The sequence below is a fragment of the Ochrobactrum sp. MYb379 genome (assembly GCF_037479515.1).
In the GTDB taxonomy this organism is placed as follows: Bacteria; Pseudomonadota; Alphaproteobacteria; order Rhizobiales; family Rhizobiaceae; genus Brucella.
This window is the reverse complement of sequence record NZ_JBBGYW010000002.1, coordinates 71774-87444: the sequence shown is the minus strand read 5'-3', so window position 1 is coordinate 87444 and position 15671 is coordinate 71774. Positions and strand designations below refer to the sequence as shown.

Sequence of the window (15671 nt, the reverse complement as noted above, 5' to 3'; positions counted from 1 at the left end):
GAAAAGGCGCGGGAAACCGCGCCTTTTTCACATTCAGCATTATTTGCCTGTGTATGATACTGCATGGTTAATGAGGAATTAACCATCGCAAGGCTAGGATCATCCCGATTCATTGCGCCCAGGGCTATCCAAGCCCGAGGGCAACAAACCATAGTTCGGGACAGGCTTTATGCGGCAAGGATATTCGCCCTCATACCCGCTGCGTGACGAGCGGATTTCGGATGATAGACTGCGACTGGTCAATATCTTCCGCAGGCAATTCTATATCCTATTTGGGTTGGCGTTGCTTTCGCTGGCAGCGATGGCTGTTGGCGCGCTCGCCACATGGAACGTGGCTGATCCCAGCCTCAGTCATGCGACGGACAATCCTGTCACCAACGCGCTTGGCTATCCGGGTGCCGTCTTTTCCGACATTGCTATGCAGTTTTTCGGCCTTGCCAGTGTTCCAGCACTTCTGCCGCTTGCAGTCTGGTCGCTGCTGATGATGACGCGCGGTGGTATTGGCCGGATCGCAAAGCGTAGCATCGCATGGTTTGGCGCGGCTTTGTTGTTTGCAGCCATTGCGAGCTGCTTTGCGGTTCCCGAAAGCTGGCCGATGCCGATTGGTCTTGGCGGTGTTTTCGGTGATCTGGTTCTGCGCATTCCCGGCATCTTTTTAGGTTCCTTCCCGCAAGGTGCAATTGCTTCAGGCATTGCACTGGTTCTGGCTTTCCCGGCACTTTGGCTGTGCCTGTTTGCAAGCGGAATCATTGGTCGCGGCAACGCGGCGACTGATGGCGCGAGCGAACGCGGTGCATCGGCTGAAGATGATTATTCGGATTATGAAGATGCAGACGATGAAGCATCTTCTGGTGGCCTCTCTGCGTTCGTTGGTTCTCTTACCCACACGATTTATAGCGCGACCGCAACATTCAAACGTCTGACCGGAATGAACCGTCGCAAGCCGCGCGACGACGAATATGGCGATATGCGCCAAGTGCGCCGCAGTGCAGAAGCGCGGGGCAGTACTCGTCATGAGCCGGGCTTTGGTGGTGCAGCATCGGAAGAACCGCCATTCGATATGGATGGTGATGGTGAAGATATGCCTTTGGCGGGTGAAGAGTGGCACGACGCACCGCCGCAGCGCTCGAAAGCGCGGGTTGGCGAACGTGCGCCGGCACCAAAGAGCGGTGGACGTATTCAGCGTGAGGCGCAGTCGTCGTTCCTGAAAGATGGCGGCGCTTTTGAAATGCCATCGCTGCATTTCCTTGCTGAACCAAAGCTTGTGCAGCGCGATTCATCGCTTTCCAAAGATGCGCTCGAACAGAATGCACGTCTGCTGGAAGGTGTGCTGGAAGATTTCGGCGTGCGTGGCGAGATCATCAATGTGAAGCCGGGTCCGGTCGTCACGCTTTACGAGCTTGAACCTGCTCCAGGCATTAAGTCGTCTCGCGTCATTGGACTGGCTGACGATATTGCACGCTCGATGAGCGCGATTGCCGCCCGTGTTGCTGTTGTTCCAGGCCGCAATGTGATCGGCATCGAACTGCCGAACCAGAAGCGCGAAATGGTTTATCTGCGCGAAATGCTGGCAAGCCGTGATTTTGAGCAAACAAAGGCAAAGCTTGCGCTGGCACTCGGCAAGACGATTAATGGTGAGCCGGTCATCGCCGATATTGCAAAAATGCCCCATGTTCTGGTGGCAGGCACGACGGGTTCCGGTAAATCGGTTGCTATCAACACGATGATCCTGTCGCTGGTCTATCGCATGACGCCAAAAGAATGCCGCCTGATCATGATTGATCCAAAGATGCTGGAGCTTTCGATCTATGACGGTATTCCGCATCTTCTGACGCCCGTTGTGACCGATCCGAAGAAGGCGGTGGTTGCGCTCAAATGGACCGTGCGGGAAATGGAAGACCGCTATCGCAAGATGTCCAAGGTCGGCGTGCGCAACATTGACGGTTTCAATCAGCGCGTTGGCGAAGCCCAGAAAAAAGGTGAGAATATCGCGCGCACTGTGCAGACCGGCTTTGACCGGAACACAGGTGAAGCGATCTACGAAACCGAACAGCTTGATCTCGAACCAATGCCATATATCGTCGTGATCATCGACGAAATGGCCGATTTGATGATGGTCGCAGGCAAGGATATTGAAGGCACCGTACAGCGTCTGGCACAGATGGCGCGTGCGGCAGGTATTCATGTGATTATGGCAACGCAGCGTCCATCGGTCGATGTGATTACCGGTACGATCAAGGCGAACTTCCCGACGCGTATTTCGTTCCAGGTTACTTCCAAGATTGATAGCCGCACTATTCTGGGTGAGCAGGGCGCCGAGCAGTTGCTTGGTCAGGGTGATATGCTGTTCATGGCCGGTGGCGGTCGCATTCAGCGCGTGCACGGTCCATTCGTGGGCGATGACGAGGTTGAGCGTATTGTTCAGCATCTCAAGCTTCAGGGTGTGCCGGAATATCTCGACGCGATCACCGAGGATGAGGAAGAAGACGAAGGTGGCGGTCCGGCTGGAACGTCCAACCTTGAAAACTCCGACGATCCTTATGATCAGGCTGTTGCCGTGGTGCTGCGTGATAAAAAGGCTTCGACTTCCTATATCCAGCGTCGCCTAGGCATTGGCTATAATCGTGCCGCTTCAATCATTGAGCGCATGGAAGAAGAAGGTATTGTCGGTCCTGCTAATCACGCGGGTAAGCGCGAGATATTGGTGCCGACTGAAGACGACTATTAATTCTCAGGATCTCATCGGCTTTTGTGCTGCCATACTGGCGCCTAACTGCCGATTTATTCTGAGACAACGATGAAAAAAGAGAGTTTGCCCATGATGATCTCCCGTATTTCGAGCTTTATGAAAGCCAGCCGCTTTGTGGCCGTCCTCGGATTGGGAGCATTGAGCCTTGGTGTTGTGGCTCCGGCTTTTGTGCCGGTTGCAGCGCAGGCACAGGGCGCAAGTGGTGCTGCGGCTGCACAGCAGATCGCCGATCACTTCTCATCGTTGCGGACGCTCACTGGCGAATTTGTACAGTTCGGCCCTAAGGGTGAACAGACCGGCGGCACATTCTATCTGGAACGTCCGGGCAAGATTCGCTTCAACTATGATAAGTCACCGATCCGCGTGATCTCCGATGGTAATCAGGTTGTCATCAACAATCGCAAGCTCGACACATGGGATATGTATGCGCTCGGCACCACGCCGTTGAAGATGCTGCTCGCTGACCGGATTGATCTCGGCGGCGGACGCCTTCAGAGTGTTAAGCAAGACCCGGATATGACCACGCTGGTCGTGGGTGATAAAACGGCTTTTGGTAATTCGAAGATCACCATGATGTTTGAACCAAAGACCATGGATCTCAAGCAGTGGACCATCACCGATGCGCAGGGCCTCGACACCACAATCATGGTGTTCAATCTTCGCAGTGGCGTTCGCTTTACCGATGACATGTTCAAGATCGACTATCAGCGCATCGCGATGAAGCGTAAGGGCCAGTAAAACTTCACGCTCGATATTTGCATTTGCCGGATAAATCGTTACGTTCGCGGCCATCTTTTGATGGCTGTGAGTCTTATTCCCATGACATTTTCTGTTGCTACCTGGAACATCAATTCCGTTCGCTTGCGTATGCCGCTGGTCGAGCAGTTTTTAAGCGATTATCAGCCGGATGTTCTCTGCCTTCAGGAAACCAAATGTCCCGACGATCAGTTCCCTTCCAAGGGCTTTCGCGCACTCGGCTATGAGCATATCGCGATCAGTGGTCAGAAGGGTTACCACGGCGTTGCAACCATCTCGAAACGTCCGCTGAGCGACGTTGAAAAGGTCGGTTTTTGCGAGATGGGCGATTGCCGTCATTTAAGCGCAGTGGTTGAAGCGGGTGGCAAAAAGCTCCGTATCCATAATTTTTATGTGCCTGCGGGTGGCGATGAGCCAGACCCGGAAATCAATCCAAAATTTGCGCACAAGCTTGGTTTCCTTGAGGAAATGCGGGCGATTGTTGCTGACAGGCAGGATGGAAACTGGTCGATCCTTGTTGGTGATCTCAACATTGCGCCGCTGGAAAACGATGTCTGGTCGCATAAGCAGTTGCTGAAAATCGTCAGCCACACGCCGATTGAAACCACCACGCTTGAAGATCTTCGCGTCAAAGGCGGCTGGAGCGATCTCATGCGTCATGTCATCCCGGCAGACCAGAAAATTTATACATGGTGGAGTTATCGCGCCAAGGATTGGGATGCAGCTGACCGTGGCCGCAGGCTCGATCACATCTGGGGTTCGGCTGATCTGGAAGCGCATATGCAAGGTTTGCAAATCCTGCGCGAAGCGCGTGGCTGGGATCGTCCATCCGATCACGTACCAGTAATTGCGACATTCGATCTGGATTAAACGCACACGCAAGCGTATATAGAGCGAAGTTCAGAAGAGGAGAAAAGAGCAATGGATCGTTCAGCACTGTTTTCAATGACCAGTGTTTTCAACGTTTCCGGGGTTCTTCATGTCTTCTCTTCTCACTCTTCAGGGTATTTCCGCGCTCACGGCTGATGGCCGTACACTCTTTTCCGGCATCAATTTCAGCGTAACCGAAGGCCGTATTGGGCTTGTCGGGCGCAATGGTATTGGCAAATCCACCCTTCTGAAAATCATGAGCGGGGCGTCGCTGCCTGCTAGTGGCACTGTTACGCGCACTGGCCGAATTGGTGTACTTGCCCAGAATATCGGTAGTGATGGTCAGCAGACTGTAGCCGATCTGTTTGAGGCGGGTGCTGTCTTTGACATGCTTGCGCGTATCCAAGCAGGTGAGGGCACTGACGTTGATTTTGAGCAGGCCGACTGGCTGTTGCCGCAGCATTTTGATGAAGCCTTGCAGATGTTCGGGCTTTCGCTTGCTCCACAAACCCTGGTTTCAGCATTAAGTGGAGGGCAACAGACACGGGCAGCACTCGCAGCTCTACTGTTTCAGAAGCCTGATCTTATTCTGCTCGATGAACCCACCAACAATCTTGATCGCGATGGTCGTCAGGCTGTCGCTGACATGCTTGCGAAATGGCAGGGGGCAGCTGTTGTCGTCAGCCATGATCGTGAATTGTTGCGGGGAATGGATGCGATAGCCGAGCTTTCGCAAGGCGCGTTGACGCTTTATGGCGGCAACTGGGATTTCTATTACGAGCGTAAGGAAGCAGAGCGGGAAGGGGCGCAGCGTGATCTTGAGCTTGCGCAGCGCGATGTGAAACAGGTCAGGCTCAAAGCGCAGGAAGCCGCTGAACGGCAGGCAAAAAGCGATGCGCGTGGGAAAAAATCGCGAGCCGATGCGGGCATGAGCAAGCTTCTGCTGGATGCGCGTGCCGATAAAGCGCAAAAGACTGGCGGTCGTGGTGAATTGCTTGCTGAGCGCAATGCAGAGCGCGCACAAAACCAGTTGCGTGATGCGGAAGCAAAGGTCGAACGCAATAAGCCAATGCGTTTTAATATTGAGGCGGCGCTTTCGCCTTCGGGGCGTGTGATGCTCGAAATGCTCAATGTTTCTGGCGGGCCAGTACCGGAACGCCCGGTTATCCGGGACTTCTCGCTGAAAATTGTCGGGCCAGAACGCATTGTTATTCGCGGTGCAAATGGTGCTGGCAAAACCTCGCTTTTACGGTTGATTTCCGGCGATTTGCAGCCTGTTTCGGGTGAGATCAAGTGCTTTGTGTCTATTGCCATGTTTGATCAGCAGATGAGCCTGATGGACCGAAATGCGACGCTCTACGAGAATTTCCGCAGGTTGAACAAAGGTTCCAGCGATAATGATGCTCATTCGGCTCTGGCGCGTTTCTCATTTCGTGGTGAGAGTGCGTCACGTCTGGCAGGTAGCTTAAGCGGTGGTGAATTGCTGCGCGCAGCATTGGCTTGTGTGCTCGCAGGAACGCTCAGACCTGAACTGCTTATTCTGGACGAGCCGACAAATCATCTCGATCTTGATTCAATTCAGGCACTGGAAACAGCACTGAATGATTATGAGGGTGGCCTGCTGCTTGTGAGCCATGATCAAGCATTTCTGGATGCTATAGGGATCGAGCGGATCATTGAATTATGATTTAGTCGCTGCCGCCAAATTGAGGTGCTACTTTTTCAATATCAGCAATCAGTTGCAGCAGGTTTCTGCTGATATGCGCGTGCAGCGAGGCTGCGGCTTCCGGATATTCTTCCAGAATGCGCCGGAACACCGAACGGCTGATGCGGATAACTTCGGTTTCTTCCTCAGCCAACGCACCGGTCATGCGGGAGGTTTGGGCAATCAGCGCCATTTCGCCAAGCATTGCACCGGGGCCGACGGGGCGGATTGTGACCCGCCCTTCGTCGGCATCATGAAACAGGCTGATATTGCCCGATACGACGATATAGCCGCAATCAGCGCTCTGGCCTTCGCGGAATAGTTCACGACCAGCGCGCAGCACAAGACGTTCTGCGCCGAAGGCGAGCAGACGCAACTGTTCAGGTGAGAAAGACTCGAACAGGCCTACTGAGCTGAGAATGCGGATATCGTCATCGAGCGCCATAGCTTGTCATGACACCCGTATCATGCGCTGTCCATCATGGGACAAGTTTGTATCCCCCGCTTTCTGTAACCAGAAGCGATGCATTGGATGGATCCTTTTCAATTTTCTGGCGCAGACGGTAAACGTGGGTTTCCAGCGTGTGTGTCGTGACGCCCGAATTATACCCCCACACTTCCTCAAGCAGCACATCTCTGCCAATGACCTTGTCGCCGGCGCGATAAAGATACTTAATGATCGCGGCTTCCTTTTCGGTCAGGCGAATCTTTCCGCCCTTCTCATCGAGAAGCAGCTTCTGGCCCGGTTTGAACGTATAAGGACCAACGATGAATGTCGCGTCTTCACTCTGCTCATGCTGGCGCAACTGCGCGCGAATGCGCGCAAGCAGAACGGCAAACTTGAATGGCTTGGTGACGTAATCATTCGCACCTGATTCGAGACCGAGAATCGTGTCCGATTCGGTGTCGTGACCGGTCAGCATAATGATAGGAGCCTTAAACCCGCCTTTGCGCAGCAGCTTGACTGCTTCGCGACCGTCCATATCCGGCAGGCCAACGTCCATGATCAACAGATCAACAATGCCGTTGCGCGCCGTCTGAATGCCCTTGGTGGCATTGTCTTCCTGAAGAATCTGGAACTCTTCGCATAGTTCCAGCTGTTCGACGAGGATGGAGCGGAGATCTTCGTCATCGTCCACGAGCAGTATTGTACGACCTGTCATGCCTGTCCTCGTTACTCTTTGATTCAAATAGTGGTTCGTGTTTTATGACATTTAATGGCGATAAGTTGAAGCCGTGAAAAAACAGAGCAGATTTTCAGGCGATCACCCAAACTTTACCAGCAGGCAGAAAACGGAGGCAGGCTTGTCCAGAAATCACAATAACCGCGGAATTGGCATCATAGATGTACGGGCAAAGCCCGGCCATAAAACGCGCGGCCTGCTTGCTGCTGGCAATTTGGTGCTCGAATGTGCGCTTGGCAAGGGGGGAATCAGCGCTTTCAAGCGCGAAGGCGACGGTGCGACGCCACTTTCTTCAATGCGGTTGCTTTATGGCTATCGTCGCGGCGATGCGCGGCAATGGCCTCTCACGCCTTTTCCGTTGAAGCGTGTTCGCAAGCTTGATGGCTGGTGCGATGCACCCAACGACGCCAATTACAATCACCCGGTTAGTCTTCCATTCAAATCAAGCCACGAGAAGATGTGGCGCAACGACGATGTTTACGATGCCTGTATTGTGATGGACTGGAATATCAGCCCGCGCAAACGTGGCTGTGGCAGCGCGATTTTCTTTCATCTTGCGCGTCCAGGTTATACGCCGACAGAGGGCTGCATAGCGTTGAAGCGCGCCGACATGGCGCGCCTCTTACCGCATTTGACGAATAGGACGATTATCCGTGTGCTTCGGTAATCAGAGCGCTATGCGCTCTGATTTTTTTTTACGCACTGTCCTACGCAAAACCGCTTCGCACTTTTGCTGGAAGTGCTTTTAATGTGCCCCTGCCGGAACGATTTTCACTTCATTTCCTTCCACATCGTAGAGTTTACCGTTCTGGATATAATCGCCATCGTGCAGTTCTGCGATCTGGTGGTGGCGAATGATGCGCTCAGTGCCTTCGGCAAAGACTGACATCTGGTTTGAGTTGCCAGCTTTGAACTCGTTGAACATGAGGTTAAGCACGATGGCCATCAATGCAGCCGAGCTGATGCCCGAATGAAAGATCGTCTCAAACCACGTTGGAAAGTGGTGATAGAATTCCGGTGCTGCGATCGGGATCATCCCGAAGCCAATCGAGGTTGCTACGATGATCAGATTGATATTGTTCTGATAATCGACTTTTGACAGCGTGCGGATGCCGCTTGCGGCCACGGTTCCAAACAGAACAATGCCCGCACCGCCGAGCACGGCTGGCGGTACACAGGCAATTACGCGGCCCATCACTGGCAGAAGCCCGAGCGTGATGAGAATAAGTCCGCCCGTGGCAACCACATAGCGGCTCTTCACACCCGTTACGGCCACCAGACCCACATTCTGCGCGAAGGCACTTTGCGTGAAAGAGCCGACGACAGGTGCGAGAATGCTTGATGCCATATCGGCGCGCAGACCATCGCCGAGCCGTCGGGAGTTGACTTTCGTTCCTAGAATTTCACCGACTGCCAGAATATCGGCAGAGGTTTCGACCAATGTCACGATAATCACGATGAACATCGATAGTGTTGCTGCAATGCTGAATATCGGCCAGCCAAAATGGAATATTTCGGGCAAGGCCATCACTGGACCTTCTGCTACACGCGAAAAATCCGTCATGCCGAGCGCCCATGCAACGCCTGTTCCGATCACCATTGCAAGCAGGATCGAGAGGCGTGAAATCGTGGCGTTGCCGATTTTGCTGAGTAAGAGCACAATCAGAAGTGTGAGGCCTGCGAGACCAATATTGCCCATACTGCCAAAATCAGGTGCCTTGCTGTTGCCGCCCATGGCCCAGCGCGCAGCAACGGGCATCAGGGTAAGACCGATGGTGGTAATCACAATGCCGGTGACAAGTGGCGGAAAAAAGCGCGTAACGCGCGAAAAGATTGGCGTGATGAGAAAGCCGATTAATGATGCAGCCATAACCGCACCCAGCACGACCTGAATGCCTGCCTCGCCGGTTTCGGCAGAAGTTACAATGGCAACCATTGTGGCAACACCAGCGAATGATACGCCCTGCACCAGCGGAAGCTGGCAGCCAAAAAATGGAATGCCGATGGTTTGCAAAACGGTTGCAACGCCGCCTGCAAAAAGCGAAGCGGTGATCAGCAGGCCAATTTCGCTGGCGCTCAAGCCTGCCGCCTGACCGATAATCAACGGCACGGCGACAATGCCGCCATACATTGTTAGAACATGCTGAAATCCATAGGCAAGATTGGCGGCGACGGATAGTTTTTCGTCTTCAGGACGCGGACTGGCCATCATCCCTGTTGGGTGTGCATTCACGATTATTCCTCCCGATGTCTCTCCTCAAAGACAGGGGGCGAGTATATCCCTCATGCGCAGACTGACTGCATTGCTTTTGCTTGAAGTTGTTTTCGGCTTTAGCGGCCTAATGCTTTTGCCCTACGCGCACCTTTGTCCGAAAACCGTTTCACACTTTTCGGGATGCGCTCACACCGACGCTTCGCGCATGGCATCACTGAGAACGGTATAGATATATGGCTCTATCGATTGCGCAACGTTGAAACGAAGATAGCGCGTGGCACTGCGCGATGGGCTGAATACGTCGCCGGGCGCGAGAAGAACATTTTTCTCAAGCGCATAGGCTGCGATGCGGCCTGAATCCATGCCTTCGGGTAATCGCGCCCAGAGAAATATCCCGCCTTGTGGCTCGGTCCATATTTCAAGTCCGGTAGCCTTCAGTCGCTTAGCGACCAGCGTCATAGCATCGGCGAGCTTGGCGCGCAGGCTGTCGATGTGGCGGCGATAGGTGCCGTCAGTTAGCAGTGAATGCACGATTTGTGCCGAGACAGTATTGCCCGCAAATGTGCTTGCAAGCTTGAGATCGGTCAATCCATCGATCCAGTCGCGACGACCGGCAATATAGCCAACGCGAGCCGCAGCCGAGAGCGTCTTTGAAAAACTGCCCATATGCAGCACGCGATCAAAGCCGTCGAGTTCGGCAAGAAGTGGTGTTGGCGATGGATGAAAGTCGCCAAAAATATTATCTTCAACCAGTGTTATGTTATGGATTTCCGCAAGCTTCAGCAAACGGTGTGCAATGGCAGGTGTCATCGTGCCACCTGTGGGATTATGCAGTCCTGCATTGGAAATATAGAGCTTCGGCGCGTGTTCCTCAGCAGCCTTTGCAAAGGCCTCCAGATCGGGGCCAGTATGCGCATAAGGGATGCCAATAAGCTTTACGCGATGTGAGAGAAGCGCTGCCTGAAAATTAAAATAGCAGGGATCGTCGACCAGCACGGTATCGCCAGGCTGCAACAGAAAGCGGAAGATGAGATCAATTGCGTGGGTGCCTGAATCGGTCAGCAAGATATCGCCGCCGGACATATCGATGCCCTGTTCAGACAGTTTGCGCGCCAGATGGTTGCGCAAAGGGCGGAAGCCAAGAGGTTCGCCATAAGTCGTAAGATTGCTGTTCTCATCGCGGGCGATTGCGCGCATGGCACGACGAATGCCTTCAAGCGGCAGCCATTCATCGGGTAGCCAGCCACAACCGGGCTTATAAGTCTCGATATCAGCTTCAAGAGATTGGCGCATGACCCAGAAAGGGTCAATCTGCCGGTCTTTGTGGGGCGTGGTTGCGGCAACGGTAAATGGTTGGCGTCCGCGCTCAGACACATAAAAACCTGCACCCCGGCGTGACTGAATAACACCTTCAGCCACCAACCGGTCATAGGCTTCAACCACAGTGGATTTAGAGACATTCATGGTTTCGGCCAAGCGGCGGATCGATGGCAGACGCGCTCCGGGCGCGAGGCTCATGGCAGCAATGCGGTCACGAATGATGGTCATGACTTTGTCAACGAGCGAGATTTTTTCAGCGTTCGTTTTCTCTTCGCTGTTTCCGCCAAGATAGGCTGCTTCCACTGCTTCAAGACTGCGCAACAGGCCCGTTGAAATCATCTGTACCATCCTTCGTATCAGTACAGTTTAGCAAAATTGTACGGAAACTGTCTCTGCTTATTTTGCCGAATTCACGACACTTTGCCAGAATCATCTACATGAAACTGCAACAGATCGAAAAGACATATGAACAAGACTGCGGGTTGGATTAACGGATTTATTGGCGTTCTTATTTTCAGCGGGTCACTGACAGCCACGCGTTTGGCCGTCATTGATATAGACCCGACTTTTTTAACTATGGCACGAGCTTCGATTGCGGGCCTGTTGGGGCTCGCGCTACTGCTCGTTTTCCGCGCGCCATTTCCGAGCCGAAATGACGTTGTTTCGCTGATTGTAGTGGCGCTTGGTGTGGTGGTGGGCTTTCCATTGCTAACAGGCATTGCGCTGCAACACATGACCTCGGCCCATGCGATTGTCTTTATCGGCCTGCTGCCTTTGGCGACAGCTGTGTTTGCCGTACTGCGCGGCGGCGAAAACCCACGGCCGCTGTTCTGGCTGTTCTCGGTTGTGGGTAGCGCTATTGTTGCGTCTTATGCTTACGGGCAGGGGAGCCAGTCAACATTGCTGGGCGATGTGCTGATGCTCGGCGCGATCATTGTCTGCGGGCTGGGTTATGCAGAAGGCGCGAGCCTTTCTCGCAGACTGGGTGGCTGGCAGGTGATTTGCTGGGCGCTGGTGTTTTCGTTGCCAGTGATGCTGCCGCTCAGCATTCTAACCCGTCCAGAAACATGGGCTGGAATCGGCGTTATGGCATGGGGCGGGCTTGCCTATGTAACGCTGTTTTCCATGCTGATTGGCTTTTTCTTTTGGTATCGCGGCCTTGCGCAAGGCGGTGCGGCAGCCGTCGGACAGCTGCAATTGTTACAGCCATTCTTCGGCCTGATGCTGGCTGCATCGATTGCCGGTGAACCGGTCAGCATGGGCATGGTTTTGACAGCTGGTGTGGTGGTGCTTTGTGTGGCTGGTGCGAAGAAATTCGCCTAGGTAACGTTAAAAAAACGTCCAGACAGTCGTACGTTTGACTTCTGCATCCTCAAGCGCACGGGTGACGGGCACTGTGTAAACGGCAAGCTGCTCAAGCCGGTCTTTGGGCAGATAGGAACGGCCCGGATCACCAACAATGATGCGGGCACCGCGTTCTGCCAATTTTGAAAACCAAGGGATCAGACGATCCGCGAGCGGCTTCTCGTAAAACACATCACCCGCAAGCACGACTTCCCAGCCATGATCCTGATCGATCAGGTCGGTGAGTGTCGGGGTGATAGTAACGTTGTTTGCAGCCGCGTTGATTTCGATAGCTGGCAGCGCAAATGGATCAATATCGGAAGCCTTAACGCTTTTTGCGCCCGCTTTCATGGCTGCAATGGCAACCAGACCTGAGCCGGAAGCGAAATCCAGTACAGTTTTGCCGAAGACCGTTTCCGGGTGATCAAGAATATGGCGCGCAACGCCCTGACCACCCGCCCAGGCAAAGGCCCAGAAAGGCGGCGGCAGGCCGATGGTTGCCAGTTCTTCCTCGGTCTTATGCCAAAGGTCATGCGCTTCATCGGCCAGATGGAGATTGATTTCCGGCACGTGCGGCGGCGCTTGCAGGCCAGTATTGGCCAATATGAAATCACGCGTCGCCTTATGTGCCGGATCAAGCATTAAATATCTTTAGCGTCCAGTCCGCCCATGCGGCAGACTTCAATCCATTCATCTTCCGTCACTGGTTGCACCGAAAGACGCATGGATGTAACGAGCGCCATCTTTTCGAGCTTTGGATTGGCTTTCACGTCTTTCAATGTGACAGGCTTTGGCACATCGCGCACAGCTTTGATGTCCACGCAATCCCAACGCGGATCGTCGGTGGTGCTGTCGGGGTGCGAAAGGGCGCAAATCTCGACAATGCCGACTACTTCCAGACCTTCGTTAGAATGGTAGAAAAAGCCTTTATCGCCGATCTTCATGGCGCGCATGTTGTTGCGTGCCAGATAGTTGCGCACGCCGTCCCACTGTTCGCCTTGTTCGCCACGGGCTTTTTGCATTTCCCATGACCATTTGAATGGTTCAGACTTGAACAGCCAGTAAGCCATGATCTGCCCTTATGCGTTTGCTGGATTGTTAATCGCCCAGTTCCATGGGCGCACGGTTACATCAGCAAAAAGTCCAGCCAGTGCGTAAGGATCATTCGCGCCGATCTTTTCAGCTTCGGCTTTGTCGGCTGCTTCTACGACAACGAGGCTGCCATTTGGCTTGCCGTCTTCACCAAGGAATGGGCCTGCAAATTTTAGCACGTCACCAAGGCCTTTAAGATAGTCGAGATGGGCCGGGCGCGTATCAAGGCGCACTTGCAGATGATCGGGCTTGTCGTTGCACAGAAGAGCAAAAAGCATGTTATTCTAACCTTCTTGTTTGGGCATGATCTGGTCCGAAATGGGCTTCCCACTTTTCGGGATCATGCCTTAATCCTCAGTCTTGAGTGGTCGGTTAAGAAGCGCTGTTACGGCTTCATCAATCGTGATTTTTCCTGCAAGAAGTGCCGCAACTGCCGAAATGATCGGCGCAGGCACATCATGTTGTCTGCAAAGCTCAGCAGCAATCGGAGCGGTTGCCACGCCTTCTGCCAGCGGGCGGTTGGTGAGGTCTTCACCACGGCCGATTGCCAACCCGTAGGAATAATTGCGCGATTGCGATGACGAGCAGGTCAGCATCAAATCGCCAAGGCCTGAAAGACCCATGATGGTTTCTGGCTTTGCGCCCATGGCCTGCGCAACACGGCGGAGTTCGGCAAATCCGCGCGTAACAAGGGCTGCTTGTGCGCTGGCACCATAACCGCGCCCGATGGCAGCACCTGCTGCAAGCGCCAGCACGTTTTTAAGCGCTCCGCCGATTTCAACACCTTTGAGATCAGTGGTTGAATAGCAGCGGAAGGCGGGACCAGAGAGCATCGCCGCCAGTTGATCGGCAATGGCTGCATCTTCGCAAGCAATCGTCACCGCTGTTGGCAGGCCACGCGCCACGTCCGTTGCGAAACTAGGACCGGAGAGTGCGCCTATTGTGTGGTGTGGCAGAACTTCCGCCACCACTTCCGACATCAGTCGTCCGGTGTCGCGCTCAATGCCCTTGGCGCAGAGAATAACAGGAGCTGATTGTGGAATAAGTGCGCTTAATTCCAATAGCCCTTTGCGCATCGCCTGTGCGGGCAGGACAACAAGAACTGCGTTGGCATTTTCAAGTACTGCTTTGGCGTCCGTGCTGGCGTGAATGCCTTCGGGCAATTCGATCTCGCCAAGATAAGCAGGATTGCGGCGCTGGTCGTTCACATGGGCGACGGTTTGCGCATCGCGAGCATAAAGCCATGCGTCGTGACCGCTGATGGCTGCCATGGCTGCAAGAGCGGTTCCCCATGCGCCGCCGCCTAGCACCGCAATTTTAGCTCGCTCGCTCATGCTTTTGCTCCGCGTCGCCCGGTGCCGAACATGGGTGTCGATTTTTCATCAAGCGGCCAGCGTGAGCGCGGTGCGATGTTAAGCGAATCAGGAGCTTTGGTTGCAGCGCGCTCGGCGCCTGCCCATGCGATCATTGCTGCATTATCGGTGCAGAGATTGAGCGGCGGTGCGATGAAGCTGAAACCGTGCTTTTCGCAAAGCTTTTCCAGAGATGCGCGTAAGGTCTTGTTGGCCGCAACGCCCCCCGCAACGATTAGCGAGGGGGTAGCACAATCCGGGAACTCTTGCTTGAACCGCTCTAGCGAGCGCTTCACACGATCTGACAAAGTGTCGGCAACAGCATCCTGAAACGATGCGCAGATGTCGGCTACATCCTGATCAGAAAGCGGGCTAAGTTCCGTTGCAGTCTGCCGCACGGCTGTCTTGAGGCCTGAAAATGAGAAGTCGAGCCGTGCTTCACCCTTGAGTGGCCTTGGCAGCGGGAAACGTTTCGGGTCGCCCTGCATTGCCATGCGCTCAACCGCTGGACCACCGGGATAAGGCAGCCCCATCAGCTTGGCGGTTTTGTCGAAAGCTTCGCCCAGAGCATCATCGATTGTTGTGCCAAGGCGTTCATAATCGCCAAGACCACGCACAAGAACCATCTGCGTGTGACCGCCGGAAACCAGCAGCAACAGATAAGGAAACGGGAGGTTGTCAGTCAGTCGAGCAGTGAGCGCGTGGCCTTCTAGATGATTGACCGCATAAAACGGCTTGTTCGCTGCCATGGCCATGGCCTTGGCAGTCATCAGGCCAACAATCAGCCCGCCGATAAGACCTGGACCGGCAGTCGCGGCAATTGCATCCACGTCTTCGAGCTTCACATTGGCGTCTTTGAGCGCACGTTTCACGAGCTGGTCGAGCGCTTCAACATGGGCGCGGGCGGCAATTTCCGGCACCACACCACCATAAGGTTCGTGTTCGGCGATCTGGCTGAGCACCACATTGGACAAAATATGCCCTTTGCCGCTATCGTCACGTTCAACGATGGCGGCGGCTGTTTCGTCGCAACTTGTTTCTATTCCAAGAACGCGCATTTGCGGTTAGACCCTGCTTGTCTCGT

Annotated in this window: 15 protein-coding genes; 6 read left to right on the top strand and 9 right to left on the bottom strand. The window is 54.1% G+C overall.

Annotation, left to right across the window (positions count from 1 at the left end; all coding sequences use genetic code 11):
- Window positions 1-169 precede the first annotated feature (169 nt).
- The 4 genes from WH356_RS04510 (at window position 170) to WH356_RS04495 (ending at window position 6062) form a co-directional block, all read left to right on the top strand.
- A complete protein-coding gene (locus WH356_RS04510) occupies window positions 170-2728 on the top strand; it encodes a DNA translocase FtsK (RefSeq protein WP_339509006.1) in 2559 nt (852 codons plus the stop codon).
- Between the two features lie 90 nt (window positions 2729-2818).
- Entirely contained in the window at window positions 2819-3487 is a 669-nt protein-coding gene (locus tag WH356_RS04505) for an outer membrane lipoprotein carrier protein LolA (RefSeq protein ID WP_339509005.1), read from the top strand.
- A gap of 81 nt (window positions 3488-3568) precedes the next feature.
- Complete coding sequence (locus WH356_RS04500) at window positions 3569-4375, top strand: exodeoxyribonuclease III (protein WP_339509004.1); 807 nt, start codon at window positions 3569-3571, stop codon at window positions 4373-4375.
- Between the two features lie 109 nt (window positions 4376-4484).
- Window positions 4485-6062, top strand: coding sequence for an ABC-F family ATP-binding cassette domain-containing protein (locus tag WH356_RS04495; protein ID WP_339509003.1), 1578 nt, complete (start codon window positions 4485-4487; stop codon window positions 6060-6062).
- Window position 6063: 1 nt separating this feature from the next.
- On the opposite strand, the gene WH356_RS04490 is transcribed toward WH356_RS04495, so the two are convergent.
- Both WH356_RS04490 and WH356_RS04485 read right to left on the bottom strand, forming a co-directional pair.
- The gene (locus tag WH356_RS04490; protein WP_339509002.1) at window positions 6064-6525 is read right to left on the bottom strand and encodes a Crp/Fnr family transcriptional regulator; all 462 of its coding nucleotides are present in this window, start codon (window positions 6523-6525) and stop codon (window positions 6064-6066) included.
- A 34-nt stretch (window positions 6526-6559) separates the two neighbouring features.
- Window positions 6560-7243, bottom strand: a complete 684-nt coding sequence (locus WH356_RS04485; protein ID WP_339509001.1) for a response regulator transcription factor — start codon at window positions 7241-7243, stop codon at window positions 6560-6562.
- 142 nt (window positions 7244-7385) lie between these two features.
- Here WH356_RS04485 and WH356_RS04480 point away from each other — a divergent pair, with 142 nt between their 5' ends.
- On the top strand, window positions 7386-7931 hold the full coding sequence (locus tag WH356_RS04480; RefSeq protein ID WP_339509000.1) for a L,D-transpeptidase family protein: 546 nt from the start codon (window positions 7386-7388) through the stop codon (window positions 7929-7931).
- Window positions 7932-8009: 78 nt separating this feature from the next.
- On the opposite strand, the gene WH356_RS04475 is transcribed toward WH356_RS04480, so the two are convergent.
- Together WH356_RS04475 and WH356_RS04470 are read right to left on the bottom strand one after the other, a co-directional pair.
- Complete coding sequence (locus tag WH356_RS04475; protein ID WP_339509503.1) at window positions 8010-9476, bottom strand: nucleobase:cation symporter-2 family protein; 1467 nt, start codon at window positions 9474-9476, stop codon at window positions 8010-8012.
- 189 nt (window positions 9477-9665) lie between these two features.
- Window positions 9666-11138, bottom strand: coding sequence for an aminotransferase-like domain-containing protein (locus WH356_RS04470; protein WP_339508999.1), 1473 nt, complete (start codon window positions 11136-11138; stop codon window positions 9666-9668).
- Window positions 11139-11264: 126 nt separating this feature from the next.
- Between WH356_RS04470 and WH356_RS04465 the strand changes: the two genes are divergently transcribed.
- Window positions 11265-12122, top strand: coding sequence for a DMT family transporter (locus WH356_RS04465; RefSeq protein WP_339508998.1), 858 nt, complete (start codon window positions 11265-11267; stop codon window positions 12120-12122).
- A gap of 6 nt (window positions 12123-12128) precedes the next feature.
- On the opposite strand, the gene WH356_RS04460 is transcribed toward WH356_RS04465, so the two are convergent.
- From WH356_RS04460 to tsaD, 5 genes are all read right to left on the bottom strand, one after another.
- A complete protein-coding gene (locus WH356_RS04460; RefSeq protein ID WP_339508997.1) occupies window positions 12129-12785 on the bottom strand; it encodes a class I SAM-dependent methyltransferase in 657 nt (218 codons plus the stop codon).
- A complete protein-coding gene (locus tag WH356_RS04455; RefSeq protein WP_339508996.1) occupies window positions 12785-13213 on the bottom strand; it encodes an EVE domain-containing protein in 429 nt (142 codons plus the stop codon). Before WH356_RS04455 ends, WH356_RS04460 begins: the two co-directional genes overlap by 1 nt.
- Window positions 13214-13222: 9 nt before the next feature.
- A complete protein-coding gene (locus WH356_RS04450; protein ID WP_112814527.1) occupies window positions 13223-13513 on the bottom strand; it encodes a YciI-like protein in 291 nt (96 codons plus the stop codon).
- Between the two features lie 69 nt (window positions 13514-13582).
- On the bottom strand, window positions 13583-14569 hold the full coding sequence (locus tag WH356_RS04445) for an NAD(P)H-dependent glycerol-3-phosphate dehydrogenase (RefSeq protein ID WP_339508995.1): 987 nt from the start codon (window positions 14567-14569) through the stop codon (window positions 13583-13585).
- Window positions 14566-15645: a tRNA (adenosine(37)-N6)-threonylcarbamoyltransferase complex transferase subunit TsaD gene (gene tsaD, locus WH356_RS04440; protein ID WP_339508994.1), complete on the bottom strand. Its 1080-nt coding sequence runs from the start codon at window positions 15643-15645 to the stop codon at window positions 14566-14568. The genes WH356_RS04445 and tsaD overlap by 4 nt, the downstream gene beginning before the upstream one ends.
- Window positions 15646-15671: the final 26 nt, after the last annotated feature.

Bases quoted from the DNA above. Each gene is read 5' to 3' on its own strand.
- WH356_RS04445 (WP_339508995.1), bottom strand. From the start codon at position 14,569: ATGAGCGAGCGAGCTAAAATTGCGGTGCTAGGCGGCGGCGCATGGGGA.
- WH356_RS04495 (WP_339509003.1), top strand. From the start codon at position 4,485: ATGTCTTCTCTTCTCACTCTTCAGGGTATTTCCGCGCTCACGGCTGAT.
- WH356_RS04475 (WP_339509503.1), bottom strand. From the start codon at position 9,476: ATGATGGCCAGTCCGCGTCCTGAAGACGAAAAACTATCCGTCGCCGCC.
- WH356_RS04510 (WP_339509006.1), top strand. From the start codon at position 170: ATGCGGCAAGGATATTCGCCCTCATACCCGCTGCGTGACGAGCGGATT.
- tsaD (WP_339508994.1), bottom strand. From the start codon at position 15,645: ATGCGCGTTCTTGGAATAGAAACAAGTTGCGACGAAACAGCCGCCGCC.
- WH356_RS04505 (WP_339509005.1), top strand. From the start codon at position 2,819: ATGATGATCTCCCGTATTTCGAGCTTTATGAAAGCCAGCCGCTTTGTG.
- WH356_RS04490 (WP_339509002.1), bottom strand. From the start codon at position 6,525: ATGGCGCTCGATGACGATATCCGCATTCTCAGCTCAGTAGGCCTGTTC.
- WH356_RS04470 (WP_339508999.1), bottom strand. From the start codon at position 11,138: ATGATTTCAACGGGCCTGTTGCGCAGTCTTGAAGCAGTGGAAGCAGCC.
- WH356_RS04450 (WP_112814527.1), bottom strand. From the start codon at position 13,513: ATGCTTTTTGCTCTTCTGTGCAACGACAAGCCCGATCATCTGCAAGTG.
- WH356_RS04500 (WP_339509004.1), top strand. From the start codon at position 3,569: ATGACATTTTCTGTTGCTACCTGGAACATCAATTCCGTTCGCTTGCGT.
- WH356_RS04485 (WP_339509001.1), bottom strand. From the start codon at position 7,243: ATGACAGGTCGTACAATACTGCTCGTGGACGATGACGAAGATCTCCGC.
- WH356_RS04460 (WP_339508997.1), bottom strand. From the start codon at position 12,785: ATGCTTGATCCGGCACATAAGGCGACGCGTGATTTCATATTGGCCAAT.
- WH356_RS04465 (WP_339508998.1), top strand. From the start codon at position 11,265: ATGAACAAGACTGCGGGTTGGATTAACGGATTTATTGGCGTTCTTATT.
- WH356_RS04455 (WP_339508996.1), bottom strand. From the start codon at position 13,213: ATGGCTTACTGGCTGTTCAAGTCTGAACCATTCAAATGGTCATGGGAA.